At 68.2% G+C, this 22846-nt stretch carries 27 protein-coding genes and 2 pseudogenes; 12 read left to right on the top strand and 17 right to left on the bottom strand.

Annotated elements, in window-relative coordinates; all coding sequences use genetic code 11:
* Nucleotides 1-149: 149 nt before the first annotated feature.
* From ACIQ6R_RS35650 to ACIQ6R_RS35640, 3 genes are read right to left on the bottom strand one after another with little or no spacing between them, the layout of a single operon-like run.
* Nucleotides 150-779 carry a hypothetical protein gene (locus tag ACIQ6R_RS35650; RefSeq protein WP_404226070.1) on the bottom strand — a complete coding sequence of 210 codons (630 nt, stop codon included), beginning with the start codon at nt 777-779 and terminating at the stop codon, nt 150-152.
* A 4-nt stretch (nt 780-783) separates the two neighbouring features.
* Complete coding sequence (locus tag ACIQ6R_RS35645; protein ID WP_404226069.1) at nt 784-1425, bottom strand: sigma-70 family RNA polymerase sigma factor; 642 nt, start codon at nt 1423-1425, stop codon at nt 784-786.
* A gap of 2 nt (nt 1426-1427) precedes the next feature.
* Nucleotides 1428-1628, bottom strand: a complete 201-nt coding sequence (locus tag ACIQ6R_RS35640) for a hypothetical protein (RefSeq protein ID WP_404226067.1) — start codon at nt 1626-1628, stop codon at nt 1428-1430.
* A 600-nt stretch (nt 1629-2228) separates the two neighbouring features.
* Here ACIQ6R_RS35640 and ACIQ6R_RS35635 point away from each other — a divergent pair.
* Nucleotides 2229-2885: a hypothetical protein gene (locus tag ACIQ6R_RS35635; protein ID WP_404226065.1), complete on the top strand. Its 657-nt coding sequence runs from the start codon at nt 2229-2231 to the stop codon at nt 2883-2885.
* A 374-nt stretch (nt 2886-3259) separates the two neighbouring features.
* On the opposite strand, the gene ACIQ6R_RS35630 is transcribed toward ACIQ6R_RS35635, so the two are convergent.
* The 7 genes and pseudogenes from ACIQ6R_RS35630 to ACIQ6R_RS35600 all read right to left on the bottom strand — a co-directional run bounded on the left by ACIQ6R_RS35630 (nt 3260) and on the right by ACIQ6R_RS35600 (nt 9421).
* On the bottom strand, nt 3260-3478 hold the full coding sequence (locus ACIQ6R_RS35630) for a helix-turn-helix domain-containing protein (RefSeq protein ID WP_404226063.1): 219 nt from the start codon (nt 3476-3478) through the stop codon (nt 3260-3262).
* A 428-nt stretch (nt 3479-3906) separates the two neighbouring features.
* Nucleotides 3907-4224 (bottom strand): hypothetical protein, encoded by a 318-nt coding sequence (locus tag ACIQ6R_RS35625; RefSeq protein ID WP_404226061.1) that lies wholly within the window; start codon nt 4222-4224, stop codon nt 3907-3909.
* Nucleotides 4225-4395: 171 nt separating this feature from the next.
* Nucleotides 4396-4836 carry a hypothetical protein gene (locus ACIQ6R_RS35620; RefSeq protein ID WP_404226060.1) on the bottom strand — a complete coding sequence of 147 codons (441 nt, stop codon included), beginning with the start codon at nt 4834-4836 and terminating at the stop codon, nt 4396-4398.
* Nucleotides 4837-5011: 175 nt separating this feature from the next.
* Nucleotides 5012-5254, bottom strand: a pseudogene (locus tag ACIQ6R_RS35615) (relaxase domain-containing protein); the annotation flags it as partial.
* Between the two features lie 2 nt (nt 5255-5256).
* Nucleotides 5257-5820 carry a MobF family relaxase gene (gene mobF / locus ACIQ6R_RS35610; RefSeq protein ID WP_404226057.1) on the bottom strand — a complete coding sequence of 188 codons (564 nt, stop codon included), beginning with the start codon at nt 5818-5820 and terminating at the stop codon, nt 5257-5259.
* 21 nt (nt 5821-5841) lie between these two features.
* A complete protein-coding gene (locus tag ACIQ6R_RS35605) occupies nt 5842-6039 on the bottom strand; it encodes a hypothetical protein (protein ID WP_404226055.1) in 198 nt (65 codons plus the stop codon).
* 133 nt (nt 6040-6172) lie between these two features.
* Nucleotides 6173-9421 carry an RHS repeat-associated core domain-containing protein gene (locus ACIQ6R_RS35600; protein WP_404226053.1) on the bottom strand — a complete coding sequence of 1083 codons (3249 nt, stop codon included), beginning with the start codon at nt 9419-9421 and terminating at the stop codon, nt 6173-6175.
* A 611-nt stretch (nt 9422-10032) separates the two neighbouring features.
* On the opposite strand from ACIQ6R_RS35600, the gene ACIQ6R_RS35595 reads away from it, so the two are divergent.
* From ACIQ6R_RS35595 to ACIQ6R_RS35575, 5 genes and pseudogenes are all read left to right on the top strand, one after another.
* Entirely contained in the window at nt 10033-10347 is a 315-nt protein-coding gene (locus tag ACIQ6R_RS35595; protein WP_404226052.1) for a hypothetical protein, read from the top strand.
* A gap of 1000 nt (nt 10348-11347) precedes the next feature.
* On the top strand, nt 11348-11770 hold the full coding sequence (locus ACIQ6R_RS35590) for a DUF6192 family protein (RefSeq protein WP_404226051.1): 423 nt from the start codon (nt 11348-11350) through the stop codon (nt 11768-11770).
* 62 nt (nt 11771-11832) lie between these two features.
* Complete coding sequence (locus ACIQ6R_RS35585) at nt 11833-12402, top strand: DinB family protein (RefSeq protein ID WP_404226050.1); 570 nt, start codon at nt 11833-11835, stop codon at nt 12400-12402.
* 148 nt (nt 12403-12550) lie between these two features.
* Nucleotides 12551-13078, top strand: a complete 528-nt coding sequence (locus ACIQ6R_RS35580; protein WP_404226049.1) for a hypothetical protein — start codon at nt 12551-12553, stop codon at nt 13076-13078.
* A gap of 375 nt (nt 13079-13453) precedes the next feature.
* A pseudogene (locus ACIQ6R_RS35575) lies at nt 13454-14061 on the top strand (DUF1524 domain-containing protein).
* A 757-nt stretch (nt 14062-14818) separates the two neighbouring features.
* On the opposite strand, the gene ACIQ6R_RS35570 reads toward ACIQ6R_RS35575, so the two are convergent.
* Nucleotides 14819-14968: a hypothetical protein gene (locus ACIQ6R_RS35570; protein ID WP_404226048.1), complete on the bottom strand. Its 150-nt coding sequence runs from the start codon at nt 14966-14968 to the stop codon at nt 14819-14821.
* Between the two features lie 195 nt (nt 14969-15163).
* Here ACIQ6R_RS35570 and ACIQ6R_RS35565 point away from each other — a divergent pair, with 195 nt between their 5' ends.
* Complete coding sequence (locus tag ACIQ6R_RS35565) at nt 15164-15508, top strand: hypothetical protein (RefSeq protein WP_404226046.1); 345 nt, start codon at nt 15164-15166, stop codon at nt 15506-15508.
* Between the two features lie 47 nt (nt 15509-15555).
* Entirely contained in the window at nt 15556-16179 is a 624-nt protein-coding gene (locus ACIQ6R_RS35560; protein WP_404226044.1) for a hypothetical protein, read from the top strand.
* Here the strand turns inward: ACIQ6R_RS35560 and ACIQ6R_RS35555 are convergent.
* The 3 genes from ACIQ6R_RS35555 to ACIQ6R_RS35545 form a co-directional block, all read right to left on the bottom strand.
* Entirely contained in the window at nt 16151-16396 is a 246-nt protein-coding gene (locus tag ACIQ6R_RS35555; protein ID WP_404226042.1) for a hypothetical protein, read from the bottom strand. The two genes, ACIQ6R_RS35560 and ACIQ6R_RS35555, sit on opposite strands and share 29 nt — an antisense overlap.
* 2 nt (nt 16397-16398) lie before the next feature.
* Nucleotides 16399-16635, bottom strand: coding sequence for a hypothetical protein (locus tag ACIQ6R_RS35550; RefSeq protein ID WP_404226040.1), 237 nt, complete (start codon nt 16633-16635; stop codon nt 16399-16401).
* A gap of 252 nt (nt 16636-16887) precedes the next feature.
* A complete protein-coding gene (locus tag ACIQ6R_RS35545) occupies nt 16888-17325 on the bottom strand; it encodes a transposase family protein (protein WP_404226038.1) in 438 nt (145 codons plus the stop codon).
* Nucleotides 17326-17701: 376 nt separating this feature from the next.
* On the opposite strand from ACIQ6R_RS35545, the gene ACIQ6R_RS35540 reads away from it, so the two are divergent.
* Nucleotides 17702-18181, top strand: a complete 480-nt coding sequence (locus ACIQ6R_RS35540; protein WP_404226036.1) for a hypothetical protein — start codon at nt 17702-17704, stop codon at nt 18179-18181.
* A 496-nt stretch (nt 18182-18677) separates the two neighbouring features.
* Here ACIQ6R_RS35540 and ACIQ6R_RS35535 read toward each other — a convergent pair whose 3' ends face one another.
* Complete coding sequence (locus ACIQ6R_RS35535; protein ID WP_404226034.1) at nt 18678-19142, bottom strand: hypothetical protein; 465 nt, start codon at nt 19140-19142, stop codon at nt 18678-18680.
* A gap of 245 nt (nt 19143-19387) precedes the next feature.
* On the opposite strand from ACIQ6R_RS35535, the gene ACIQ6R_RS35530 reads away from it, so the two are divergent.
* A complete protein-coding gene (locus ACIQ6R_RS35530) occupies nt 19388-19933 on the top strand; it encodes a hypothetical protein (RefSeq protein WP_404226032.1) in 546 nt (181 codons plus the stop codon).
* 8 nt (nt 19934-19941) lie between these two features.
* Here the strand turns inward: ACIQ6R_RS35530 and ACIQ6R_RS35525 are convergent, their stop codons facing one another.
* Both ACIQ6R_RS35525 and ACIQ6R_RS35520 read right to left on the bottom strand, forming a co-directional pair.
* Nucleotides 19942-20517 carry a transposase gene (locus ACIQ6R_RS35525; RefSeq protein WP_404226030.1) on the bottom strand — a complete coding sequence of 192 codons (576 nt, stop codon included), beginning with the start codon at nt 20515-20517 and terminating at the stop codon, nt 19942-19944.
* Complete coding sequence (locus ACIQ6R_RS35520) at nt 20514-21029, bottom strand: winged helix-turn-helix domain-containing protein (RefSeq protein ID WP_404226029.1); 516 nt, start codon at nt 21027-21029, stop codon at nt 20514-20516. Before ACIQ6R_RS35520 ends, ACIQ6R_RS35525 begins: the two co-directional genes overlap by 4 nt.
* A 144-nt stretch (nt 21030-21173) precedes the next feature.
* On the opposite strand from ACIQ6R_RS35520, the gene ACIQ6R_RS35515 reads away from it, so the two are divergent.
* Together ACIQ6R_RS35515 and ACIQ6R_RS35510 are read left to right on the top strand one after the other, a co-directional pair.
* Entirely contained in the window at nt 21174-21770 is a 597-nt protein-coding gene (locus ACIQ6R_RS35515) for a hypothetical protein (protein ID WP_404226027.1), read from the top strand.
* A 40-nt stretch (nt 21771-21810) separates the two neighbouring features.
* Nucleotides 21811-22581, top strand: coding sequence for a transposase (locus ACIQ6R_RS35510; RefSeq protein ID WP_404226084.1), 771 nt, complete (start codon nt 21811-21813; stop codon nt 22579-22581).
* The last annotated feature ends 265 nt before the right edge of the window (nt 22582-22846 follow it).

Below are 22846 nucleotides of genomic sequence, written 5' to 3'. Positions count from 1 at the left end.
CTTGCGCGGAGCTCCTCTGTTGCGGACTCAAGGTCGCCAAGGGAATCGAAGGCCCTGTAGACCAACGCGTACCGCAGGTACGCGACGTGGTTGAGGGGAGCTGTCCCGGTGCACCCGGGTCGTGCAGTCCCTGGTGGCAGGGCGTGCGTTCAGCAGGCGTCGGCGAGTTCCTCGATCTGGTCGGCGAGGCGGTGGTCGGGGTGGTGGAAGGGGGCGCCGGCCAGCTCTTCGACCTTGAGGCGTTCGACGGCTTCGCGCAGGGCGCGGGCGGGGTGGGCGAGGCAGCGGACGGGGGTCGGTGTCAGGGTGGGGGTGAGGTGGATGTCGGTGTCGAGGTTGAGCGCCTGGTGGGCCCAGTGGTCGGCGTCGCGCAGTTCGCCGCGCAGCAGGTGGTAAAGGTGGAGGCAGTAGGCGGCGGTGGCGTTGCCGGCGCCGGCGGCGAACTGCCACCACCACAGGGCGCTGTCGGGTTCCTGGGCAAGGTTGAGGAGGCAGCCGAAGTGGAGGGCGCCGTCGGCGTCGGAGGGGGCGTCCGCGATGCGGGCGAGGTGTTCGGCGGCCTCGGTGCTGTGGATGAGTTCGGCGGACAGGGCGTTCAGGGCTTGTTCGGCACCGGTGAGGGCGGTGGGGTAGTGGCCTTCGGGGGCGGGGCGGGCACCGAACATGAGGGTGGCGGTGACGTCGCGGACGATTTCGCGGTGCAGGGCGTCGAGGTCGGCGTCGGTGACGGTGTCTGCGAGGGCGGCCTGGTCGAGGTAGTCGTCGATGCTGCGCGGCACGGTGTTACTCCTTCTCCTCGTCGTCACCGAGGTCTATGCCGAGTTTGGTGGCGATGCGCTTGCGGGCCAGGCGGCGGTGGGTGCGGGCGGTGGCCACGGTGATGCCCATGATGTCGGCGGCCTGTTTGCAGGGGTAGCCGAGGACGTATTGCAGGATGATGACGTCGAACTGGCGTTCCGGCAGGGTGGCGATGGCGGTGTAGAGGCCGAGGGGGGACTCTATGGCCGCCAACTGCGTGCGCATGTGTTCCAGCGTGGCACGCACGGCGTCGTGGACGGCGGTGGTTCGCGCGGTTCCGGCTGGGGTGGTACTGCGTCCGTCGGCGGAGGGGCCAACGTTCATGCGCAGGTGCATCTCGACGCGCATCTTCAGCACGCGCCAGGCGTAGGCCTCGGGCCCGCCGTCCTGGAGGAGGACGACGGACCAGTTGAGGGCGAGGTGGCCGTACAGGCGTCGTACGACCTGCTGGGCGGCCTTCATGTCGCCCAGCACGGTGGCGGCGTAGCGCAGCTGGGGGCGGGCGTACATGCGGTAGAAGGCGTCCAGGTCGGACGGCATCTCGTAGTGGATGCCCTGCAAGGTGTTCAGTTCCTTGGTCGGGGTGGGGAGGGTGTAGGGGGTGTTGCTGTCTTCGGGGACGGCCATCGTCATGCCTCCTCATCCCGGGCGGGCACCGCGGCCAGGGCCTCGGTGGCCGCGGGGCGGGCCGGCTGCGTACTGAGCAGCTCGGCGACGCCGACCCGGGCGCTGGCGCGCAGCAGCCGGCGCAGTCCCGCGACGGTGTCGGGGAGGAAGACGCGCACGGCGGTGGCGGCCGCCAGCAGCACGAACAGATCGTTCACGGTCATCGGGACCCTGGTCCTCTCCTGCCAACGCAGCGTCAACTCGCCTGACACAAAGGGGAGATGACGTTGCGGAGGACGCCGCTCTGGGTCCTCGGATGCAGGATTTCTGATGAGAGGGGCCAAACGCGCATGCCCTTCCCGACCAAATTTTGACTGCTCGTGATCACCCCGCCACGCACAGGCATAGACCACAGCATTAAGTTACCGCTCAGGCACCAGACGTGACCTGCGGGAACGCATGCCACACGCCCGCCGGAAGGGGCTGCTCCCGTCCAACCGGACATCCTGTCGATCCCTCGAACTTGTGATGGGCATCACAGGGTTGGAACGTTTCGTGAACTGAACAATTGGCGCGCCATGCCCGTACAAGAGCGGGCGGGCCGTGTCACCGGCGCACCGGGCACCACGGACGCACGACCCCGCGTCAGCACCCCTCACGACCAGGACGCGGCTCCATCCAGAACGGAACGGTCGCCCCCAAAAAAAACACCCCTCCGCTCGGCGCCGGGCTCGGACACGCCGTCTGCAGGGGCCGGGTCAGACGTGCGTTACGAAACCCTGCATCGGCTCGTCTGCCCCAACTGACTTGCAGCAGTACCGCTCTTGACGCTCAGCCAGGCGGCAGGGGCGCCGAGTCTGCGGGACATCCGGGACCATTCAGGTAACCCGCTCGCCCTGCCTATCAGCAGCGCCGCCCGCATCGTCAACCGTGACGCGGTCCCCGCCGACGAGCAGCAACTGAAGGCGTTCCTGGCCGGCTGCGGCGTCCCGCCCGACAAGCACGCCGCCTGGACAGCCGCGTTCGCCAAAGCCACCGAAACGCACGAACTGCCGCAAGAACCCGCTACTGCTGACCGCCCCGTCGAGCGGCGCCTGCTGCACATGGCGTCCGCCCGCGCGGGCGGGCCGGGCACGCGGACCAACAGCCAGGCATGGAGGCGGCTGGCAGAACTGCTGCCGCCCGCAGCGCTGGACGAGGCCGTCGCACTCGGTATGCACAGCTACCTGGCATCACAAGCCTCCCTCAACGGGAAGAGCCCCAACGCTCCACTCGCCTGGCAGCCGGACCTGTTCACGACGCACGACGGCCAGTACATCGCGGTCGAGGTGAAGACCCTCTCCAGCCGGGGCCGCGGCGGCCCCACAGCCGGCGGGAGTGCGAACAAGCCCCGCACACCGGCCGGAGGAGCCCCGCCCACCGCACGGGAGCGGGTACAGCGTCCCCGGCTGGCCACACACCGGCTGACGGCCGCCCGCTGACCGTCCACGAGGTCAGAGGAAACACCTCAGGCGGTCACAGAACAGGACGCCCGCTGGGCAGTGTGCGCTGCGGTGAACACGGCCCAGCGGGCGGGAGAGCACGGGCAGCCGGGCACGGGCGCGCGGGCCTGGGACGGCCCGGATCCGGGCGCTTGTGACTGAGTGCTTCAGTTGTCGGGTTGAGCGCAGCCTCCGATCGATGGCCCTCGGGCGGGCCCATGTGCCTTCACTGCCACAATGTGTGACGGTCGGACATTGGGAGGGACGTGGACGACGAGGCCCCCGCCCCGCCCGTCGGTCCCTGCGGATCACCCGGCTCAACGTCGACATCGACGGAACCGGCACCTCACCACCGGCAGCCACCAGCCGACGCCTCAACTCAGAGGCATTGCCCCCCGCCTCGCCCAGCAGTTCCCACACCTCGTCCGACACCACGTATCCTGCCGGACCGGCGCCTCCGCCCGCCCCGGCGCCTTCGCCCGCTCCAGCCAGCGCCAGACCGTACGCTCCGAAACACCCACCGTCTCAGCGACCGCACGCACATGCCGCGTGGCCAGCTCCCCCGCCTGCCGCCGCTCCAGCAGACGACGCACCACCGACGCCCTCGGCAGCACAGGCCCACGACCGGCCCTTACCTCTTGGTCCACCCCACGCGATCACACCGACCGGGCCCACCTCACCGCATAAGAACTTGCGCACCTGAGACACCATCAGCCGCCATGCGATAAAGCCCCATTACAGCGATCCCACCCATCAACCTCTCGCCTCATGACAGTGTCAGTCCTCCCTTCAACACCCCACTGACCAGCACCAATGAACCAACCACCCGACCACCAACCCGACTCTCATCACCACCGACTCCAAACCGAGAGGCCGCATGGAGACGGTGCGTTTCTCCTTGACCTGAACCGAGGTCAAGGAGAAACGCGCCGGGTGGATGCGCGGCCCCACTCCCGTCGATGGCGTCCACTTCCACCCGGTGGGTCGGTGCACCGCACCGGGTGCGCACCATCGGGTTCACTCAGTGGCCGGCCTCCCGGCCTCGGTGCGGTCCGGGTTGTTGTGGCCGGTGCGCCTGCTGGTCGTCCGGGTGCGGCGGCTTGGCGTCGCGGCGCACGTAGCGGTTCATCGTGGTGTGGGCCCGGTCGGCCGCCTCGGTGAACGCGTCCTGGAGGTGGCGCAGGCGTTCGTCGGTGAGATCGAGGGCTTCCACGTCCGTGCGGGATTCCCGCAGGGCCCGCAACGCCTTCAGGTCCATCGCCTCGCGGCGGCCGGGCTCCTGCTCCTGGTCGTCGTGCTCGGGGTCGGCCGGCCCGGGTGGGGGCAGCTGCTCGGGCATCGCTGCCTGCTGGTGGGCGACGACTCGTACGCCCGGCCCCGCACGGCGGTGGTGGTGCGCAGCTCCTCCCGCACCACGGCACCGGCGAGGACGGCCCGCTCGTGCTGGAGCGGGATGCGGGGTATCCCCCACTCCCCCGCGTCCTGGCCTGGGGGCCGGAGCGCAGCCGGCTCACCGGGATCGGCTGGGGGTTGCCGGTCCGGATCGGGCGCAGGAGTGGGTGGGCGGCGGCGGGCGGGAAGGTCGGCCAGGGGCCACCGTGCTGTAGAGGCGGTAGTCCGCCAGCAGGCCGATGGTGGTCTTCGGCTCGCTGGTGTCCAGGCAGTGGGTGGAGATGGCGGCGGCCACGATCTCCTCGTCCAGGCCGGGGTCGCGGCGGCGGCCACGCAGGACCAGGGCGAGATGGCGGCGGGCTTCGGCGAGCAGGTGCCGGCGGTGGAAACGGCCGCCGTCGTTCATCACGAACACCGTCGCGGTCACGTCGGCGGCCGCCAGGGCGACGTCGACCACGGCCGCGACGCGGGCCCGGATCGCCACGGCTGCGGCGCAGGCGTGCTCGAGGAGAGAGGTGATGACGTCGGCGGCCACCTTGGAGGTGAGGATCGCGCTCACCTTCCATCAGACGCGCAGCTGCGCGAGCGGCTGGGTCTTCCGCTTGGGCGGACGGGTCTTGCGGACGGCGATCTGGTTCATCTTCGCGCGGGCCCGCTCGGAGACCACGGGCAGGAACCGCGGCTCGCCGTCGTCGACGACGGCGGTGACATACTCGTGCTCCAGACTCTTCCAGGCAGGCGACGATCTGGTCGCTGCGCCGGGAGGTCCAGCGGATCAGCTCGTGCGGCACCCCGGCGATCTCCATCACGGGGCGGCGCCCCGGGGTGACGGTGCGCGGCTCGGTCGCCAGCCCCAGCGTCTCGCAGACCTCAGCGGCCACCAGCTCGTTGTAGAGCGCGGAGGCCGCGACCGTGTTCTGGTGCAGGGCCGTGGTGTGGATCGAGCCCCACTTCCCGTCCAGGCGCTGCCCCTTCACGCTCAGAAGCAATGGTCGTGGAGCAAGGGCCGGCCAGAGCGCGCCTCGTAGTGGCGGAAGCGCGCGGCGACCAGACCGCCGGGCGGCCGTACCCGGTAGATGCCGTCCTTGCCGTACCGGATCACCGCGACCTCGTCCTCGATCCATTCCGGCACCCGCTCGATCGCCCGCTCGTGCGCGGCCTCGATCGCCAGACGGGTCTCCTCGTCCCCGAACGCCCACAGGAGGTAGATCGTCGGCTGCGGCCGGAACACGAAGTCGACGCCCGTGACCGTGACCCGGCGTCCGAGGGCGCCGGCCTTGAACGCCTTCTTCGCCGAGTCACCCGCGGCGAGCCGGCCGGCCTCGATCCGGTCCGCGTACGGGTGGCGGCCCCGCTCGCCGGACAGGTTCCGCATCTGCGCCTCGGTGACCTTCTCACCCGGCGCCAGTCCGAGCGCGGCGAGCCCCCGGCCCATCCAGCGACCGACCGGGACGCCGGCTTGCTCCTGGGCGGCGCGCAGCGGCGTGCGCGCCGGGCGGCGGCCGTCGCCGACGACGGTCTCGCGCAGGTAGTAGCGGTCCACGAGAACCCCACGAGTTTCTGATCAATACAAAGATTTCCCTTTTCTCGAGCCACGCCATGTGAGGAAAGTCAGCACGACCGACGCGCAGGCGCCGACGACTCCGAGGGTGAACGCAACCGCCTTATTTATTCCGTCTGCCGTGAACCCGGTCACCAGCATGGCGATGCTGGCCACATAGCCCACTGCAATGAATATCTGAAACTTCACCTTCATACTCACAAACATTTCCTATCTTCCAGCGGAATACTCAGAACTCAACCTTCGAGGATGCGGCTGCCGCATCGAGTCACCAGTCGCCCTGGTGCCACGACGCGGCAGAACCTGAATTGACCGCTCGCACGCCAGCCTGTGCTTACACGATCAATTCCCCACCGAAGTATCCGATGGCTCCTCCCGTGACGCAGCCAACCGCTCCTGCTGCGACACCCCCCACGCCACCGCCCAGCACGGTGCCCGCGGTTATGAAGCCCGACTGTGCGGCTGCCTGAATACCCGAATAGCAACCGCTCAGCGCTCCGAAAACGCTACTGCCCGTGTCGAGGAACTCATCCAGGCTGAAGAGCCCGGTGGGGTCGGTTCGGTTGACGGGGTCGCCTTCGGCGTACAGGTAGCGATTGTTTTCCTGTCCGCTGGGGTCGGGCTGGGTGAATCGGCCGAGGGTGGGGTCGTAGTAGCGGTGGCCCATCTTGTACAGGCCGGTCGGGTCGGCGTACGCGCCCGCGTAGCGGTACGGCTGGGGGACGGACTCCGTCGGCGTCGTGCGCGGCAGGCCGGTGGGGCTGTACGCGTAGGTGTGGGTGCGCTTGCCGGTGGCGTCGGCGAGGCCGAGGACGTTGCCGGTGGCGTCGGTGAGGTAGTAGTAGGACTTCCCCCCAGTCGTCATGGAGTTCAGCGTGCCCGCGGGTTCGCGGATGAATCCGGTGTCGACGCCGTTGGTGGTGGTGGAGGCGAGGCCCAGGGCGGTGTGGTGGAACCACGTGTCGCCGAGCTTGGTGCGTTCGGCGTTGGTGGTGCCGGCGTGGACCAGGTCGTAGCTCTTGCCGCCCGCGGTGATGCCGGCCAACTGGCTGGAGTCGGTCCAGGTCTCACCGGTGCGCGGCGTGTTGCCTGCGGCGGCGGTCTCGTTTCCGAGCTTGTCGTAGGACCAGCCTGCGGTGGAGCCGTTCTTCGCGGTCAACTCGCTCGCGTCGTTGTAGGTGTACCTCGTGCCGCCGGGGCAGGTGTTCTTGCTGCCGTCCCGGCTCTTGAGGTTGCCGGCGTCGTCCCAGCAGTACAGCCACGACGCCCTCCGCGCACCCGCGGCGTCGGCCTCCAGGGCGTAGCGGAGACGGTCCTGGGAGTCGTAGTCGTAGGTGGTGGTGTAGTTGGTGAGGTTGTCGGTGCGGGTGCGGATCTTGGTGGTGTCCTTGCCCGCGGTGTTCTTGTAGCTGTAGGCGAGGTCGATGAAGGTCTGGGTGCCGGAGGTGGTCTTGATCCGCTGGGGGCGGCCGTTGTCGTCGATGGTGACGGACTGGGTGGTGCCGCCGGGATAGACGGTCTTGGTGCGCTTGTCGTTGTTGTTGTAGCCGAAGTCGGTCTTCTTGCCGTCCGGCGCGGTCAGGTGGTCGAGGCGGCCGGCCTTGTCCCAGGTGTAGTCGGTCGTGCCGGTCGGGTCGGTGTAGTGGTCGACGTCGCCGCCGGGGGTGTAGGCGAGCGCGGTCTGGGCGCCGTTCTGCAGCGTGCGCACGCTCTCGCGGTTGAGCTTGTCGTACGCCCACTTCGTGGTGCCGGAGGCGTCCGTGCGGGTCTTGACGTTGCCGTCGCCGTCGTAGGAGTAGGTGACGGTGAAGTTGGTCGAGGAGACCTCGCGCACGCGGTCGCGGGAGTCGTAGCCGTAGACGGCGGTGATGCCGCGGCCGTCCTTGACCGTCTCCACCCGGCCCAGCGCGTCGTACGTGTACGTGGTCTCCCCCAGCGGTGCCGGCGGCTTCACCTTGACCAGGTTGCCGTGACCGTCGTAGGTGAACGAGGTGACCTTGCCGTTGCCGTCCTTGGCGGTGCAGCGCTGGCCTTCGAACCCTCCGCAGGTCGGGGTGTCCTTGTTGTAGGTGTACTCACGGGTCGCGCCAGCGGTGCCTGTAGTGGTGACCGACAGGGTGTTGCCGTTCGTGTCGTACTTGAAGGAGTCCTTGCGGCCGTTGGCGCCGGTCATGTCGCTGGGCAGGTCGGTGCCCGCGATCGTCTGGTACGCCGACACGGACGCCGTTGCGCCCATCGGCAGCTTCTGGGAGACGGGGTTGTTGCGGGCGTCCCAGCCGTAGGTGGTGGTGTTGCCGCCCGTGCCGTCCGCGCCGGTGCCCATCGCGTCGATCGCGGTCTGGGTGAGGTGGTTCTTGTACGTGGAGTGGCGGGAGTGGCCGAGCGGGTCGGTGACCTTGGTGACCTCACCGTCCGCGTTGTGCGTGTAGACCGTCTCGTCACCGTCCGGGTCCGTCACCGTCGTCGTACCCGCGTCCGACGGGGTGGCCGCGCTGTAGTCGTAGCGCCAGGTCGGCCCCGTGTGACCGCTGCCCGACGTGCCGGTGACCCGTTGCATGGAAGTGACGCGGTTGTGGGCATCGTAGGTGAACAGGGTGACCGTGCCCTCGGGCGTGGTCACCTTCGTCACCCGGCGGGAGGAGTCGTGCTCGTAGGCGGTGGCCTTGCCGGCGGTGTCGGTGACCCTGGCGAGATTGCCGGCCTCGTCGAGGTCGAGGACGGCGGTGCGGCCGGTGTGGTCCTTGGCCTGCCACTGGCTCGCGTCCGTCTTGACCAGGTCGATCCAGCGTCCGGAGCGGGTCTCGGTGAGCTTGAAGCCCTTGTGCTCGGCGCCTTCGTCGTGCTGGTCGACGGTGATCGTGCCGTCGTTCTTGTCCGTCACCTTGGTGAGGGTGCCGTGCTCGTTGTAGGTGTCCCTGGTGCCGGACTTGCGGTCGGTGAGGGTGTAGGTGCCGTCCGCGTTCCTCTTCAGATCCTTCGAGTAGCCCGTCGGCGTCGTGTAGGTGCCGTCCGCGTTCGCGGTGAAGCGCAGCAGGCTGCCGGTGGCGTCGAAGACGTCCACCTCACCGTCGTTGATCTGCAGGTAGCGCTCGTATCCCTGCCACCAGCGCTGCGACACCTTCCCCCACGGCGCCTCGAGGGAGTTGTAGGTGCGGGTGAGCTGGAGCTTACGGCCGACACCGGCGATATCGAAGTCCGTGGCGGCGAGCATCAGGTTGCCGTTGGAGACGTTCACCCGCGCGACCAGGGCATCGTTCAGGCGGGTGTCGAGGATCTGGTGCCAGGGCACTTCGCCCTGCCCCTCGGGCAGGTAGCTGGCGGCCGCCGCGGCGTCCGCGGCAGCCGCCGAGCGGGATGGGGAGCTCTTGGCAGGCTCCTCTCCCGTAGCGCGGGCCTTCTGCGCCGCCCGCCAGGCCGCGACCTCCGCCGACGGTCTCGCCTCCGCCTCCGACTCCGGCGCCTTGACCGGGCCGGCCGGCGTCGCGGGAGCCTCGACCTTCGTCGGCTTCGTCCACGGACTCTCCGGCTCCGGCAGCCTGGGCTTCGGACCGGCCGCCAGGCCGGGCGCGGCCGCGATCACCACGGCGGCCGAGGTGATCGCCGAGACCAGAGCGGTTCTGTGTGTTCTCCGGGCACGCCGAAACGGCGTGCGCGCAGCACGCGAGTGCATCAGCTTCCCCCCACAGGAAGTCAGACGGGCAGTCAGAACAGGTGACTCAGGTGGCCACCAGCGGCACACAAGCTGTCACAAGAAACCCACAAACCGGCACGGCGTCCCCTCGAACGCCTGCTGCATGCGCGCCGGAATGAGCCCCGCCGCTTCAGCGCGGCAAATCAGAGCTTTACCACCTCAACCGCCATGCGGTGCGGGCGGAATTGATGGTTCTGTTATCGATCTCGACTGCCACTTTGACCGAGCAGCTGCGACCTGGGCCTTCCTCATAGAACAAACGGTCAGCGACCAGCCGCTTCCGGCCAGGTTCAGGCCTGCCCCCTGCGCTGTCGGGCGGCGCTCACCGATCAACGTTGCCGGTCATGGGCGCAAGGCCCTGGCCAGGCAAGTTGTCTCAGACCATATGGCGGGTGTGAGGCATCGCTACGCATGCGGCTTCACGGAATGCACACTTTCTCCGTCCTGCATGCGTGGTCCCCCAGCCCGCGGCAACCACCCCTGCTGTTGAAGGACGTTCCCCGATGAACGCTCTGGGCAGACGCATGCCCTGCTCCAGCCCCACCCGCCGCCACTCCCCCACCACACCCTGGATCACCCGCGCCGTCCAGCGGACCGGACGCCTGCTGTGCTGGACCCTCGCCGCCGGCATGACCACCGCCGCACTCGACCTCGCCCTCGCCCCTCGAGCACCATGGTGGTCCTGCGTGTGGCCGCTGCCCTGGTACCTCACCAGCCTCGCCGTCCCGGCCTGGGCTATGCTCCGCGCCCGCGAGAAGGCCATACAGCCCCCTCCTGAGGAGGACACCATCCCCGAAGACTGGGACCGGGCAGCGTAGAGACGGCCACCCCTGCACATGAGACCGGGCCGGGGGGCCCACCGACCGCAGGGGCACCGGGGCAGCCGACGATGGCAGGGGGCCGGCCGGGCGCCCGGAGCGGGGGCACCACCCGGCTCCCCTGACGACCGACCCCGGCGGATGCCGGCCTCCTCGCCCACCCCCATCACGGCCACGTCGAGGTCGGTCCCGGTATGACCATTGCACTCACACGGGCGGCGCACTCGACGACCGATGACCGCGCCCCGTCGCCGGCCGCAATCAACGGCACATGGTCACCTCTGTGCTACGCGCCTGGTCGCCGCGCTCCTCGCTGCCCTGTCCATCACCTCGTCCACGCCACCCACCCACGCCGGAGGTCGCCTTCGTAGGCGTGGGCTGTGCCGAGGGGGCGTCCGCCGCCCTCCCCTGGCGGGGAGGGGTGTCGCGGCGAGTCTCGATGTCCCGGCGGGTCCAGCGGCAGAGGCTGTAGACGGTTGCGTCTCGTGGGAGGTAGCCCTGGCTGGCGTAGGCGCGGACGGTGCTGGGTGTCACTCCGAGCAGGGCTGCGGCTTCCTCGTCGTTGAGTGGATCGTTGGGGTGTGACTCGGTGGGCAGCGGGGGATGGGCTGCCCGTTGAGGAAAGCGTGCGCCTGGGCCTGGTCGTAGACGGGTACGCGGCGCGGCCCCAAGCCGTGCCACGGGTGGGTTGAGGGTGAGAAGCCCATGACCGAAGAGATCGAGAGCGCCGACAAGGTCGGCAGCGTGAACCGGTACGCGGAGATGGTGGCCGAGCTGCGGAAACTGGTGGAGACCGCCGCCGGATCCAGTTCACGGTCGGCGACTACGCACTCAAAGACGAGCCGATGCGCGAGGCCGGCGGCCAGGAGCGGAGCGACGCGCTGTTCAGGGTCAAGGACTCGTTGTTCCGCCTGGCCGAGACATCGGGCTGTCCTACGCGATGGTGGACAAGGCCCGGTGGACCGCGTCGAAGTGGCCGAAGGAGCGGCGGGTTCCAGGAGTGTCGTTCACGGTCCACAACATCCTTGCGGCCATCGCCGACGACGAGGAACGGTTCACCACCATCCTCAACCTGCCTGAGGGTAAGTCCCGTTGGACGCCGGACTCGGCCAACCGGCGGGTCGGACGCCAAGTCGTCAAGCCCGTCACCCCGCAGGAGAAGGTCAGCGCGATCCACTCGCTCGCCAAGGACGACGGGGTCGCGGGACGTGTCACCGGCGACCTGCTGCGGCGGCCGGAGGTCGTCGCGCAGGTCAAGGACGAGGACAAGGTCCGGGTCGTGGAGGAACTGACCCGCGAGGACCAGGTCGCGGCCAAGTCAGCCCAATTCTCGCACCACGACGACTTCATCAGCGCAACCGGCAACATCGATACCGGTGTCCTGTTGCCCAGAAATCCCAGGTCGCGCTGCCGGACGACATAGCCGGAGTCTTCCTGCGTCCACCAAGCCGGCACGCTCTGCTCGACGGTCTGTAGTGTGCGGCAATGACAAGAAGCGAGCGGCTCGCGGAGCAGTTGGACTGGTACTGGCGCAAGAACCTGCGGCCACGGCTGGACGGTCTTACCGACGAGGAGTACTTCTGGGAGCCGGTGCGCTGCTGCTGGAGCATCCGCCCACGTGGCACGTCAGCCGCACCGATGTCGGCGGGTTCAGGGGAGTGGACAATGGACTTCGCGTCCCCTGCCCCGGAGCCGGCGCCGGCGCCGGTGACCACGATTGCCTGGCGGCTGGCGCACATCATCGTTTCGTGCCTGGCCTGTCGGGTCGAATGGTACTTCGACGGCCAGGGCTTCGACGCCGAGACGTTCACCTACGCGGGGACCGCTGACGAGGCGCTAAAACAACTCGATGAGATGTACGGGAGATGGAACGCGGGGGTCCGAGAACTCTCGGACGCCGACCTAGACAATCCGCCCGCGATGAGTCCCGAGCCGTTTCCCATGGAAAACAGGGTCCTGCACGTCAACAGGGAGCTGATCCATCACGGCGCCGAAATTTCCCTGCTGCGCGACCTCTACCGCCGGCAGGACGGAGCCTCACGGCACCGAATATGAGCCGGGTGTGGTGCTAAGCAGCAGTCGACCAACCGCCCCCGCCACCCAAACCCCGCCGTTCGAACTCTGAGCTGGGCAAACGCCCAGACGCCGCAGGTAGTCATGTCATGCCCAGCTCAGAAACAGGCAATGAGAGAAAGGCCCGTTCATGGGGCTCCTGTCCGAGTACAGCGTCAACGCCGTTCCAGGCCGCCGCTTCATCGAGGTGTATGACGCCGACGCCTACCTCGACGACGAAGCCGCCATGGGCGCCGCACGCCGGCAGGTGGTGGCCGGCAACGGCTACCACCTGTACCTCTACAGCCTTCAGGCCGACATCCCCGCCCAGGTCGACATCCGCATCTGGGACGCACCTCCCCCTGCTCCGGGTGACGTCGAAGGCCACGCCGCCATCACCCTCGAGTCCGAGACCGGAGCCCTGGTCGTCAACCAGCTCAGCTACGGTCCCGCCGGGGACATGACCCTGCCCCGCCCAGGCGTGTACCGGGGAACCGCCTGGTGGACCGGCCGCCAGGCCATGGGCAGTTATCACAAAGCGACGCTGCGCGATCTGGCCGCATCCGGGCCGGAAGCCCGCCTTCCGGACGACTGGCGGCACACCCCCCATACAGAACGATACGTCCTCGATCTGGCCTGGGAAAGCGACCCGTCCCCGCTCGACGTCGAAGACGACTGATGATCCTGCGAACGGAACTGCGGACGTCGCGGCATCCGACCCCGCCTGCAACCGTCCCCTGCGCAGCGAGCCCTCAGGGGATCGATTTCCGCGCCGCTGCGCGCCGGAGCATCTCGAGTGACAAGCGTTTCGACCGCGACCCGTGCCCCGTAGTCGGGTACCGGCTTCGGTCGCCGGCCACGGCGGCCGGAAGACCGCGGCTGGCGGCTGCCGCTTGACCAACTCCACGCACTCACCACGGGGAGCAGTTCGGCTCGTCCAATGGTCAGCTGCGGCCACGTCGGGGCTGGAGTCCGGTATGACCATTGCACTCACACGGACGGCGCACTCGGCGAACCGATGATCGCGCCCCGTCGCTGGCCGCTATAACGGTGCTTGCTCACTTCTGTACTGCACGGCCTGGCCGCCGCGTTCCTCGCCGTCCTGCCCGTCGCGACCGAGTCCCGTGAAGGATATGACCGCGATGCCTTCCGCCATTGGAACAGCGGCGCCGATCCGTCCGACGGCTGCTCCACCCGCAACGAAATTCTCATCGCCGAGGCCGTCGAACTTCCTACGGTCGGGCCCCGATGCCGACTGTCGGGCGGAAGCTGGTGGTCTTACTACGACCAGGTATCGGTGGCCTCCGCCTCCGGCCTGGAGACCGACCACATGGTGCCTCTGGCCGAGAGCTGCGACAGCGGCGCCGCCTCGTGGACGGCCCAGCGGCGTGAGGCGTACGCCAACGACCAGGGTGCGGCTGCGTCGTTGGTAACTGTCACGACCCGCTCGAACCGGTCCAAGGCCGATCAGGACCCGGCCCAGTAATGCCGGCGACCGCCGAGGCGCACTGCCGGTACATCGCCGAGTGGGTCGGCACGAAGCTGCGCTGGCGCCTGACGGCGGATTCGACCGGGCTCGTGAACTGCGTGGAGGGCCCAGCCCGGTTGCCGCCGGGCTGGGTCTCTCTGCATCGCCTGGAGCTACCCTCAGCCGACACATAGAGCATTGCCACCTTTGAGCCGCATATCACCTGAAACTGCAGGTCAGAGCGTTGCTCACCTCACTCTATAGCATCCGTGGATGCGCATCCGGCCGGGCTTGGGCGAGGAGTCGTTCCCAGGTGCGCGTGCATCCTCCGTGCCGTTGGGCCAGGGATGCCGCGATGGAATGGCGGAGGGACTCGGCGGTGGCCTGGAGGGCTTCGGTGGCGGTGCGCAGGCGGGGGGCGCCTTCATAGGGGTGAGCTTTGCGGGGACCCGTTGCAGCGCCTGGCGGGCGTCCGCCTCCTCGACCCAGTCCGGGTGGGTTGGCGCGGCGCTCGGTGATGTCGCGGCGGGTCCAGACACGAACGCTGTAGACGGTCGTGCCGGGGGAGGTAGCCCTGCGTGGCGTAAGCGCGGACGGTGCTGGCGGTGATGCCGAGTTCGGCGCCTCCTGGTCGTTGAGGAGGTCGTCGGAGTGTTCGCCGGCGGGCAGTTCGGGGAGGCGGTGACCGGCGAGGTAGGCGGTAGCTTGGGCGCGGTCGTAGAGCAGGATGCGGCTGTGGGGGAAGAGGCTGGGTTACGCGTTGTCGGAAGGCGGGGGCGTCACGGCGCCGCCAGGTGGCGATGGGCACGTTGGCCAGCTGGGCGATGTCGGCCTCGTTGATGCCTGGCCAGTTGCGGGGGATCACGGTGTGGGTCCTTCGCGCTCTGGAGTGCTGGGCGGGCTTTGTAGGCTGGTGTGCGTCCTTGCGGCGGTTCCGTCGGTGGATATTGGTTAGGGGCCGCGCGGGACGCCGTCCTCAAGCAGGCCGGCTCCGAGCGGATCGAGGCCCGCGCTGCGGCTGCTCATCGAGGACCAGGCGGTGCGCGCTGCGGCTGACGAGATGGTCACGTTGACGTACGCGCTGCGCGACGCGTAAGCCATCAGCGAGCATCTGGCCGCTGCCCGCGAGGCTGCGAAGGTCGCCCACGACACCTCGACACCGCTGCCGGCTACCTCAGCCGGACCGCCTGACCCGTGTGCTGCCGGGGCCGCCGACCCGGAATGTCATCGCTCTCTGGCGACCTCGGTCACCACAGCCGCCCCCTCTCGCACCCACGCACCGGAATGGAGTTCCCCATGGAGCAGCAGTCGACGGCCCTCGCCCGGATCAGCAGCGTCGAGACGGCGGCCGAACGAACCGCAGGCACCACCGGCAAGGGCCTGGCCGTGCTCGCCCCGGCGGCGGCCGCCGCGCTCAACCTGCTCGCCGACGCTGTCCGGCGCGGAGGTGCCGACCACGACGACATCGTCCAGGCCCTCAAGGCCGCCGGTGTCCACGAGGCATTCGCCAGCGTCTTCGACACCGCCTCCGAGCGAGTCATGGAGTCCGCCGCCGACCCGTACGACTTCGGCGAGCGGCTGCACGCCGACAACCTCGCCGGGGCCGCGGGCGACGTCCGGCGTGCCTTCAAATGGCTCTAGAACCCAGCCCAGCACCCGCCCCTGCCCCTGCCCCTGGAAGGCCGCCGATGACCACCGACCCCGTCCCCGACCTCACCATCCCGCTCTCCACCGACGACGCCCAGGCGCTGGGCGACGACGTCGGGCAGCACGCCATGCTGCTCGGCACCGTCATGCGCGGCCTCGCGCAGCTGCGCGCCGGCGGGACGAGCACCGACGACTTGGCCACGACCATCACGGTGACCACGGGACTGCTCAATCGCCTGGAAGGCGTCCGGGACGCGACCGCACGCCAGCACGCCGCGCAGGGCGGCTCGTACGGCGCGCTGGCGAGCTCCATGGGCGTCACCCGGGCCACCGCCCAGTCCCGCCACGACACTCTGCTGAAGAAGGACCCGAGCGAGATGGAGAAGTGGGCCACGGGCAGCGGCGCTGTGCAGCAGACCGACGACAGGTCGCTGCACGGCGCCGCTGCGTTGCAGCACGCGGCCTGCTGCACGGGCAGCACCCGCGTGCCGCCCGGGCGCCGGTCGCGCAGCGTCCGCGCCCGGCTGCTCCGGCGCGGCCACCGAGCAGCACCGCGCGCTGCAACGTGCAGCGGGATGCAGCAGCGCCCCGGACCACCTGATGGTCCGGGGCGCTGCATGGGTGCTCGGGAGGCCCCTACGCCTCAACGTACGCGACGATCGTGATCTGCCGAAGGGCCGTGACGTAGTAGATGACGCGGCCCCCGTCGATGTCGTCGACGTAGTCGCGCAGCAGGGTGTCAGGTACCGGCGTGCCCAGCTCGAGGTTGACGCTGATCGCGACGAACGCGCGGTCCAGACGGTGTGTCTCGGTCGCCGTCAGTTTCGCCAGCTGACTCAGGGCGGGCTCCACCAGGACGACCTGGGAGCGGCGCGGCCTCATGCTCAGGCAACACGGGGCTGCTCACCGGTGAGGCGCTCCAGGTGGGCGTCGCGGGCTTCCTCCCACAGCACACCGGACTCCGCGGCCGGGTAGCCGTGCTCCGCGATGTCCTCGATGACCGAGGCGAGGAGGTCGACCCGGGCGCGTTGGTCGGCCGCGTAGGCGCGGACGGACGCGGCGGCGTTCTCATCGAGGGGCTGGCGGTCGGGAGCGGGCGCGGGGGCCGGCTGCTCGCTCATCCGGGGCTCCTGGGCTGTCATCTGGCGTGTGCCACCACCGTATCGCCGAGGCGGGGCGCTCCGGGACGGTACGGGCATAACCCCGCCTGGTGACACAGATGACACAGATGACACAGCTGAACAGTGGCACAGACGGTCCCGACGACCTGGGGAAACGATGGGTTGATGACACAGGTCCATTGTTCACCCGTGGCTGTTCAGGTGCTGGGGCTTCGTGTTTCACTGAAGATCCACCAACTTCGAATCCGCAGGTCACTGGGGTTGGTGTGGGTTGGCGAGCGTGGACTCGTGCTGGTCGAGGGCGCTTGTCGTAGTTGAAGATCGTCCGGCAGGGGCGACTTCGGTGCGGGTTAGCACGAGCAAGGCCCGCAGCAGCGTGGTCGCGTGGTGGGGCGAGATCCGCAGCTTGGTGAGGATGCGCCAGTTCTTGAGGTGGGCGAAGGCGTGCTCGCAGACCGCGCGGACGGACGCGATCAGCTCGTTGACCTGCCTCTTCGCCAAGGTGAGGGGCTTGATGCGGGCGGCCTTGTAACCGGTGATGACCACGGGATTGTCCGGAACGGTGTCCAGACCGACGAAGCCGAGGTCGCCGATCGCGTCCAACTCGTGGGCATGCAGGTGCTCGACGAGTTTGTTGTAGCGGGCGGTGGTGATCTCCGAGGAGCGTCCCGGCGGGCCGCCGACAGCCACAGCAGCCGGCCCCTGTCGTCGGTGAGCGCGAGGAAGAGCAGACCGTGAGCCTTATGTTTCCCGCTGTAGTGGCGGCGGTTGTCCTTCCCGGTGCGGAGTCGGGTGCGGATCAGGGTGCCGTCCAGCAGGACGACGTGGACCCGACACTTCGCCGTCACCACCTCACTACGGTGCGGCTCCTATCACCGATCGGCCCGCGAGCTGCAGCCGCAAGACCCTGAATAGTTGCAGGTGCAGCCGGCGGCAGCGACCTTCCATACTGAGGACTTCCACGGGCAGTCCCTGATCGGCCCCGGGAGCAACACGACCTCTTGCCGGTGGTCCGCAAACTGCCACGGCCGCCCGAATCCCAGAAAGAAAACCGGAAGGCAACCACATGCGATTTGCACGGCTGTTCGCGGGAACCACAGCCACCATCACGGCCGCAATCGGACTCAGCCTGGCAACTGCCGGACCAGCCTCAGCCACCGACGGCAGCTGGCGTGCCTACGGCAACACAAACCCGATCACCTCCAGCTCCAGCACGTGGAAATGCGCCAGCACCGTAAGGCTCGACACCAACGTCGGCGCACAGGTCTGCGTGATCAGGTCAGCAAGCGGCGGTTCCGTACAAGGCGCGGTGATAGTACGTAACAACCAAGACAACCTCTATCGCGTCTCGGCCACCGTCAGCCTGTACAACTCCGCCGGCGTCTGGCAGGGCACCACCTGGTCCTGCCCCAAGTCAGGAGTCGGGGCGAACTCCTGGTCCGTGTGCTTCGGAGAGACTGTCACCACGAGTGCCTTGAGGTACGCGCAGGCAGCCGCCACCGGCGACGAAGACACCGAAAGCCTTGGCAGGACACAGCTCATCTGAACCCAGTCGACGAGAACGCCCTGGCCACCCCGAGCTCTCGGGATGGCCAACACTCCGCAAACCTTCGGCGTCCGGCCGTACGTCGGATTCTCGATCGGATCAGCGGTACGGTCATCGCGGGCTTCGGCCTCCGGCTTACCCTCGGCTGCTGATCGTCCTCCTCGTCCAGCCTGGTACGCAGGGCGGCGATATGGGCGGACACTTCGGCGATCTCCGTCATCCCGCGAGCCTACGAACCCGCCCGAGCCAGCGACCTGGAAACGGCCAGGCAAAGACGCAGGGCTACCGCCCACGACCAGCCCGAGCAGCACCCTCAACGATCACACCAGCCCCCTCGACCAGCACACACCAAGATGGCAGAGGTTCACTGACGCGAGGGTGTGAGCGGAGCGTGATGACCCTGTCCTGTGACAGTGAACCTGGACCGTTTGCCATCGAAGCCGGACCGGTCCCGCCGCTGGTCAGTGTGTTGCCTGATGGCGCGGCGCGCGGGAGCTCATCCGTGTTCTTCGGCGTAACGGACGAGTGCCCATGCGCTTGCCGCCCATAGATGGATCCGTGTGGCACCGGCCTCGTCCGGGCTCTGTTCGGCGGCGCGGACGACGTAGTGCACCGGCCCCGCGGTGTACGTCGTGACGGTAACATCCCCCCAGTTGCCACCGAGAGCGGTCATCGCGGCTCTCAACGCGGGCCCAGGATCGTCGTCGTCCCCGCTGATAGGTCCCAGCACCGCGTCTGCACCGTCGCTGTCTTCCTGGATGCGGCAATCCGGTTGGCCGACTTCTGCACGAATTCGCTCAGCGAACCGGACGGCCGCCCCCGCTACGGGAGCTTCCGCCTCGACCTTCACCGAGACCATCAGTCCCGTCAGGTCACTCACCAGCTTGGAGAGGTCCTCAGCCGCCTCGTCGGACAACCGTATCCCGTCCGCTGGCTCTATGTCCTCCTCGTTGCTCTGCATGAGCACCATTCTCGCCATAGGTGGTCCAACCCCGGTGTCAATCGGTCCAGGTTCGCTGTCACAGGACAGACCCGTCCGGGCCCGCTGGGCCCGGGTGTCACGCTGTCACGTCGATTCGGGCCTGAAGCGAGGCTCGGGGCGCTCCGGGTGTCCTGTGTCATCGTAGCTTGAGCTTGTGTCAACGAATCTTGAGCGCCACCACCGAAGGGCTTCCCCTAAGATCCGGACATTGCCAGGATTCCGTCATGACTGACAGATCTTCGCCCGTGTATCAGGCACGTTACGGCTGGGATCGGCGCACGGCCGGGATCGTGGCGCTCTCCGCTGTCTTCACCGCGGTACTTCTGCTGCCGGACATACCGTTGCTCGGGCAGATACTGGGCTTGCCGCTGTTCGGCGCGGGTGGGCTGTTCATGGCGTACACAGCAATGAGCGGCAAGGTCGCGCTCAGGGTAGACGAGACGGGGGTGCTCCTCGGCGGAAGCCCCGCCAGATATAGGGCTACCACCACTCATGTGCCCTGGGATGACATCACCGGCTTCGTGCTCTGGCGCCAAACCGAGGGCGGCACGTCCCTGCCATACGTCGGAGTCACGCGGCGGAAGGACGCTCCCCCTTTGCCGGGGGATGGCCCGAAGGCGCGCGCTGCCATAAGGCGTCTCGTTCCTGTATCGGCCGACGTCGTACTGTCCTCCCGGGCAGTGAACGGGTGGTGCCTCAACACAGATCAGCTGACCGCAGCCGTCGACCACTTCGCACCCGGTACCCCTGTACAGAACCACCCCTACTGAGTTTTTCGTTAGTTCTGTGGTGTTTGGGGATGAATGGTCAGGCCGGTGTGGGTGAGGAAGGACCACGGGAGTTGCTCGCTGGCGCAGACTCGGTGGATGCCGCGTTCGGCGGCGTCGGCGACATCAGCGAGGTGGTCGCCGGCGAGGTTGGCCAGCTCGCGGGTCTTGATGGCCGACCACAGCAGTTCGACCGGGTTGAGTTCGGGTGCATAGGCCGGCAGCCGCTCAAGCGTCAGCCAGTCCTGCTCGGCCGCCCAGGCCCGCATGCCCCGGCTCCAGTGGGCGGACAGTCCGTCCCATACCAGCACCACCGGCTCACCGGCGTAGAAGGTCTTGATCTGTTCCAGCACATCGATCAGGGAAGTGGTGTCGTAGCTGCCCGGCTTGAGGTGGAAGCACAGCCGCGGGCCGCGTTCGGGGTCGGCGGCGTGGTAGCCCAGCGCGGCGGCCATCGAAGCTCGTTTCCAGTTCAGCCGGTGCCGCAGACTAGGGGTGCGGCCGCGGGGTGCGTAGGTGCGACGCACCTCGGGCAGCAGCGATACGCCTGATTCGTCGAGGAACACGATCCAGGCACGTTTCTTCACCGCCCCTTTTTGATGCGTGGCCACTCGTGGGCGACCCATCGGGCGATCTCGCACTCGTCCCGCTCGACGGCCTGGCGCCTGGGCCGCTGCAGACTCCATCCCAGCCGCCCGGTCAGCAGACGCCATACCGAGGCCCGGGCCAACGTCACCCCGGTCACCCGCTCAACCACCACACCGACCCGTTCCAAGGTCCACAGGTCCGCCTCGAACCCGTGCGCCCGGGCGCCCTGCTCCAGCGCAGTCCGAACCGCTTCGACCTGGACGTCGTCCAGCTTGGGCGGCCGACCGGTAGCCGGACGCCGCCGCAGCGCCTGAGCCCCGCCCTGCTCCCACAGGCGTTTCCACCGGCGCACACTCTCCGGGTGCATCCCCACTGCCCGGGCAACCTCGGATGAAGGACGTCTCTGCTCGAACAACTCGGCCGCGCGCATGCGACGGGCCTCGGCCAACTGCGGCCGCGTCAACGGCAGAACGGAGACATCAGCAACAGCATCCTGCGGCTTGGAAGACACACCATCATGCTCACACCACCGAAGCCCCCACCACCACAGAACTAACGAAAAACTCAGTAAGGGCTGTCCCGCAACGACCTGGAAGCCCATGCCGGTGTTCGAAAAGTGGCGATGCCGTGCGAGCAGTGTGCGTACGGTGCCGGAGTGATCGACACTGATAGCGCTCGGTTGGGTGCGGAGGCCGCGCGGCGGTTGGCTGAGGCGGACTGCTGTGAGATAGCTCCAGGGCTCACGGATGAAGAGTTCAGCCGGATCGAGGCGACCTATGGGTTTGAGTTCTCCCCAGAGCATCGTGCCTTCCTGACGGGAGGGCTGCCTGTTGCCTCACCTCCCGAGGAAGGCGCAACGTGGCAGCAGCCCTGGCCCGACTGGCGTCACGCGGATCTAGACGACCTGCGCCATCGGCTGGAGTGGCCCGCACGAGAGGTGCTGGCCGACGTCGCTCATGGCAGCTGGCATCCGGCCCTGGGGGCGCGTCCCGCCACCAATGATGAGGCCGTGGAGGTGACCCGAGTGGTACTTGCGCAAGCGCCGCAACTCGTTCCCGTATACGCGCACCGCTTCATACCTGCGGGTCGCCACACCCCGGGGCATCCGGTCTTGTCGGTGTGGGGAACCGACATCATCTGCTACGGCCACGATCTGGCCGATTACATCGACCGCGAGTTCAGTAAGGTTGACGAGGATGCGCCTTGGGCTCCGCAGGCGTCCGTGCCGTTCTGGAAGGACCTCCTCGGCTGAGACTGCCGCCAGATGGTGCCGGTCGTAAATGATCTCTGTCGTGCCTGGTGTGATCACGGCCTCGGAGCCGTCCTGGATAGCCCCATTCGCAGGGCTGAGCCCGCACTGTTTCGGCAAGCTGCTGACCACACTGCGGCGCGATGGAGCAGATGCAGTCCACCGAGGCCGGCCGTGGAGCCTGCCGCTGGAGGACCGGGTGTTATTGGTCACGGCCTATTGGCGTACCCACCTGACGTTGCGACAGCTCGCTTCGTTATTCGGCGTTTCGAAGTCCACGGCCGGTCGAGTCATCAACCACCTCGGCCCCCTGCTCGCGCTTCGGCCCCGCAAGCGGTTCGCCAAGAACACTGTGCTCATCGTGGACGGCACCCTGGTCCCCACCCGGGATCACACGATCGCCGAGCGGTCGAAGAACTATCGGTACTCCACCAACCACCAGGTCGTCATCGACGCCGTCACCCGCCTGATCGTCGTGGTCGACCGACCGCTCGCCGGGAACCGCAACGACTGCAAGGCATGGGAGGAGCCCGGCGCCAAGGCCGCCGTCGGCAAGACCCTCACGATCGCCGATGGCGGCTACCCGGGCACCGGACTCGTCATCCCGCACCGTCGGGAGCGCGGCCAGACCGAACTCCCAGCCTGGAAAGAGGATCACAACAGGCCCCACAAGCGGGTCCGGGCACGGGTCGAGCACGTCTTCGCCCGCATGAATACCTGGAAGATCCTCCGCGACTGCCGCCTCAAAGGCGACGGCGTCCACCACGCCATGCTCGGTATCGCCCGGATGCACAACCTCGTCCTCACCGGATAGATCAACGGGCTTCACCGTGATCAACCATGCCCGAGGCGACCCGGAGATCATTTACGGGACAACCCTTAGCACTCTCTCCGACTTGATCGGCCTCCAGCCGAGAACCGCAGAACGCTTCCCAGCCATGGCCGGCGAGAACTGGTCCGACTACCTGGCCGCAGCTCGCTCGCGCCCGCGCCCAACGATTCACTGAGGCGTGCGTGTCAGGCTTTGATAGGACTGGGCAGCAAGCTTGGGACCTGTGACCGACCAGCCTTGATGGCTT

The organism is Streptomyces sp. NPDC096048, assembly GCF_044763415.1.
Lineage (GTDB): Bacteria > Actinomycetota > Actinomycetes > Streptomycetales > Streptomycetaceae > Streptomyces.
This window is presented reverse-complemented; position numbering and strand designations above follow the sequence as displayed.

Coding starts and splice junctions, on each gene's coding strand:
- ACIQ6R_RS35595 (WP_404226052.1), top strand. CDS start 10,033: ATGAACGCTCTGGGCAGACGCATGCCCTGCTCCAGCCCCACCCGCCGC.
- ACIQ6R_RS35580 (WP_404226049.1), top strand. CDS start 12,551: ATGGGGCTCCTGTCCGAGTACAGCGTCAACGCCGTTCCAGGCCGCCGC.
- ACIQ6R_RS35565 (WP_404226046.1), top strand. CDS start 15,164: ATGGAGCAGCAGTCGACGGCCCTCGCCCGGATCAGCAGCGTCGAGACG.
- ACIQ6R_RS35585 (WP_404226050.1), top strand. CDS start 11,833: ATGACAAGAAGCGAGCGGCTCGCGGAGCAGTTGGACTGGTACTGGCGC.
- ACIQ6R_RS35555 (WP_404226042.1), bottom strand. CDS start 16,396: ATGAGGCCGCGCCGCTCCCAGGTCGTCCTGGTGGAGCCCGCCCTGAGT.
- ACIQ6R_RS35535 (WP_404226034.1), bottom strand. CDS start 19,142: ATGCAGAGCAACGAGGAGGACATAGAGCCAGCGGACGGGATACGGTTG.
- ACIQ6R_RS35530 (WP_404226032.1), top strand. CDS start 19,388: ATGACTGACAGATCTTCGCCCGTGTATCAGGCACGTTACGGCTGGGAT.
- ACIQ6R_RS35560 (WP_404226044.1), top strand. CDS start 15,556: ATGACCACCGACCCCGTCCCCGACCTCACCATCCCGCTCTCCACCGAC.
- ACIQ6R_RS35625 (WP_404226061.1), bottom strand. CDS start 4,224: ATGCCCGAGCAGCTGCCCCCACCCGGGCCGGCCGACCCCGAGCACGAC.
- ACIQ6R_RS35570 (WP_404226048.1), bottom strand. CDS start 14,968: ATGGCTTACGCGTCGCGCAGCGCGTACGTCAACGTGACCATCTCGTCA.
- ACIQ6R_RS35550 (WP_404226040.1), bottom strand. CDS start 16,635: ATGAGCGAGCAGCCGGCCCCCGCGCCCGCTCCCGACCGCCAGCCCCTC.
- ACIQ6R_RS35540 (WP_404226036.1), top strand. CDS start 17,702: ATGCGATTTGCACGGCTGTTCGCGGGAACCACAGCCACCATCACGGCC.
- ACIQ6R_RS35645 (WP_404226069.1), bottom strand. CDS start 1,425: ATGGCCGTCCCCGAAGACAGCAACACCCCCTACACCCTCCCCACCCCG.
- ACIQ6R_RS35640 (WP_404226067.1), bottom strand. CDS start 1,628: ATGACCGTGAACGATCTGTTCGTGCTGCTGGCGGCCGCCACCGCCGTG.